Raw genomic sequence first — 3198 nt, forward strand, 5'->3', positions numbered from 1 at the left:
AGTATTTTGGGGTCTACTTGGTTACAAGCACTCAATAATATTAGAGTAAGAATTGATGCCAGTATAAATAGTAGTTTAAGTCCTTTGATTTTTACACCCGCTTTCCGTCAATTTCTGCTAACGTTCGCACATTTCTGACGTTCAAGCGGCTTAAGTGACCGCAGAGAACGGGTCGTCAGACTTAGCCGGTTGAATGTGTCGCCTGATTCCACTTCTATGGTATACCTCTTGGCGACCAAGGAGCGTCAGCGACGAAGCAGAAATGTAATGTTATATGATGGGGATGCCTTCTTTGAGTACACTTAAATAACGCTCTTTAATATTATTTAACTTTTTTTCATTTTCTGTTTGGATACATGTTTTTAAGTGTGTTATTATATATTTAATAAAGACCAAGTGCTGGTACACTTGGTCAGTACAATTGGCTTGGATGGTTTATTCCCTTCTAAGTCATAAAGGAATCAAAACCCACCTTAGGCGTTTAATCTATGGGTGGGTTTTTACTTTTTCTTGTTGTTATTATTAATGTATGTTAAAAGAGCAAGGATAAACGTCCCAAATAGGAACATAATCGTTATTGCATCTTTTACTTCCATGGCTTCACCTCCCTACGAAGAGAAACCATGCCCACCCAAGATTCAATTGTATCTTTATTTTACCTTCTTTTCCGAATGCGTACAAGCGTTCCTATGTAATTTTGATTTATGTATTTATGATCTTAATATACGTTTTTTAACCCGCATCCCTTTCATATAACGTACCCGCATTTCTGACGTTCAAGCGGCTTAAGTGACCGCAGGGAACGGGTCGTCAGACTTAGCCGGTTGGATGTGTCGCCTGACTCTACATCCTTGAAACCCCTCTTGGCGATTGAGGAGCGCTAGCGACGATACAGAAATGCATTGTTATGCGCCGTAATTTCCCCTCTCTGAGTTACTAACACAATTATTTATCTAATATTTCCTGTAAACTCTTTAAATTATTGATGAATATATGCCCTGAATCGGTTGAATTTTCTTCACCTCTTAATAACCACATAGTGTGTAACCCTAGTCTTCTAGCTCCTTCGAGATTATTAATATTATCGTCAATAAATAAAGCTTCTTCTGGTTTGATATTTAATTCAGCTAGTGCTGTTTGAAACATTAATTCATGTGGCTTTAATACACCTAAAATTGAAGACATGACAAACGTTGAGAAATAGTTTCTTAACCCCACATTCTTAAACACACGTTCTAATGACGGCCAAGTATCCGATACAACCCCTAACTTATAATTGTTGTTAAGCTCTGGTATTACCTCAAAGACATCTTGATAAAACTTAAATTTATCATCGTTAAAAACGGTATCATAAGCTAACCCTTCTATTTGTTCTCTGTTAAGTTCAAGTAAAGCCAATTCTTTAGAAACGATTGCGTAAAATTGTATGAAATGTTTGTACTCTTCTGTTTCAGATAGTATCAACGGATTTTCGTCCATATATTGTAATGCTTTATGAAATGCACTTTCTATTTGATCTAGTGCTATTAATTCAAATTTCTCTTTATTGACAAAACTATAGAATTTAGGTGAGATAAACCAATGACCTGACCTAGGATGGTTCAATACTCGGCCAGAATCAAATAAGATTGCTTTTATATGTTTCAATTCCTCCATTGGAATTCACCCCTTAATCTGTATTTATATATCTATTGGAAGTTATGGCGTATAACGTTGCGCATTTCTGACGTCCAAACGGCTTAAGGACCGAAGGTCCGGGTGGCTCTGCCACTTAGCCGGTTGAATGTGTCGCCTGATTCCACTTCTCCGAAATACCTCTTAGCGACCAAGGAGCGCCAGCGACGATGCAGAAATGTAATGTTATCTGAAGTACTACGACATCTTTGAATCTGCTAAAATCTTATTATGTCTTTCTAATATTTCTGAAATCTTTCGTATCTCACTTATTACTCGATCTGTTCCCTTTTCTGATTTATTCCAGTCACTCATATTGATTCCTCTGCTATCCTCAAGGGGTAAAATGTCGATATTAATCTCTTCATTTGAATATAAACATGCCAATGTATAGAACCTCATTACAAAAAAGGATTTTCCAGCTAATAACACATTTTTCTTCTCATTCTTATTATTACTTATTTCTCCGAAGGCCTGACTAATTACTTCCTCAACATTCTTTTGTTGTACTTTTATGGGTTTAATTCTGTTCTCTGGAATACCCTGTGATACTAATATTGTTTTATGGTATGTATATTCACTTTCATTCTAAAAATTATTATGTAAATCTGGTATCCAAACCTCATCAAATCCTTCTTCTAGATACAAAAAGGATATATCTTTATTCAATTCAGGAAAGTGTCCAGGATGGAATAATACAATATTAGCTTGTGGAAATAGTCCTCTTCTCTTGATAAAAATCCTTTCTCCTATACTTTCTATTAATGATTTTTTCATGATTTCCCTCCCGTAGTATTTCAGATAACGTTGTTGTATTCACGACGCCCCACCACCTTAAGGTCACGAAGTGACCGGCCGCGATGCGGTTAGGTGGTGCGGGTGTGTCCGGCTGATTCCACTTCCCTGCTGCTGTCAATGTCATCCCCGAGTCCGCTTCTAACTTCTGATCGGACCGAGAGCCAAATGGCTCGAAGCGTGAATATGGTGTTATCTGAAGTACCCTCTTCTTTGAACTAACAAAAACTCAGTTAAATTTATGTTTTATCTACTTGTTTTCTAATAGCATTTGATTAAATAAGTTTTTGTAATTTGTGATTTCCGGATATTTTTCTTTTAAGAAATTCATTTTATTCCAAAATTCTTCTTCATTTAATTCAATTGTTTTTTCACTTAATGATAATGCTAAGTTATGAAAAGCATTTGCTATATGGAAGATCTGTTTATGACTATCTGTTAAAGTCTTATTTGAGATTAGATCAGTCTCCCATGCTAAGTGAGAAGTTGTAACTCGGATATCTATAAAAGCTTGATATAACAGAGTTCTATATGCTCTTAACTTCACTTCATCCATGATTTCACCTACTTAATTTATTATTATTCGTAGTTAGGGTATTTCAGATAACGTTGCGCATTTCTGACGTCCAAACGGCTTAAGGACCGTAGGTTCGGGTCGTCAGACTTAGCCGGTTGAATGTGTCGCCTGAATAATCTTCTTCGATATCCCTCTTGGCGACCAAGGAGCGC

The 3198-nt window shown here is 36.5% G+C and carries 4 protein-coding genes; all 4 read right to left on the reverse strand.

What is annotated here, in order from left to right; translation table 11 throughout:
- Positions 1-500: 500 nt before the first annotated feature.
- A complete protein-coding gene (gene comI, locus AC1D69_RS24930) occupies positions 501-596 on the reverse strand; it encodes a competence inhibitor ComI (protein ID WP_157891894.1) in 96 nt (31 codons plus the stop codon).
- Positions 597-945: 349 nt separating this feature from the next.
- Entirely contained in the window at positions 946-1656 is a 711-nt protein-coding gene (locus AC1D69_RS24935) for an HAD family hydrolase (RefSeq protein WP_495458807.1), read from the reverse strand.
- Between the two features lie 606 nt (positions 1657-2262).
- Positions 2263-2451, reverse strand: a complete 189-nt coding sequence (locus tag AC1D69_RS24940) for a hypothetical protein (RefSeq protein WP_495458808.1) — start codon at positions 2449-2451, stop codon at positions 2263-2265.
- A gap of 268 nt (positions 2452-2719) precedes the next feature.
- Positions 2720-3025 (reverse strand): hypothetical protein, encoded by a 306-nt coding sequence (locus tag AC1D69_RS24945; RefSeq protein WP_495458809.1) that lies wholly within the window; start codon positions 3023-3025, stop codon positions 2720-2722.
- Positions 3026-3198: the final 173 nt, after the last annotated feature.

The sequence above is a fragment of the Paenibacillus sp. Y301 genome, assembly GCF_059445505.1.

Bases quoted from the DNA above. Each gene is read 5' to 3' on its own strand.
- AC1D69_RS24935 (WP_495458807.1), bottom strand. From the start codon at position 1,656: ATGGAGGAATTGAAACATATAAAAGCAATCTTATTTGATTCTGGCCGA.
- comI (WP_157891894.1), bottom strand. From the start codon at position 596: ATGGAAGTAAAAGATGCAATAACGATTATGTTCCTATTTGGGACGTTT.
- AC1D69_RS24945 (WP_495458809.1), bottom strand. From the start codon at position 3,025: ATGGATGAAGTGAAGTTAAGAGCATATAGAACTCTGTTATATCAAGCT.
- AC1D69_RS24940 (WP_495458808.1), bottom strand. From the start codon at position 2,451: ATGAAAAAATCATTAATAGAAAGTATAGGAGAAAGGATTTTTATCAAG.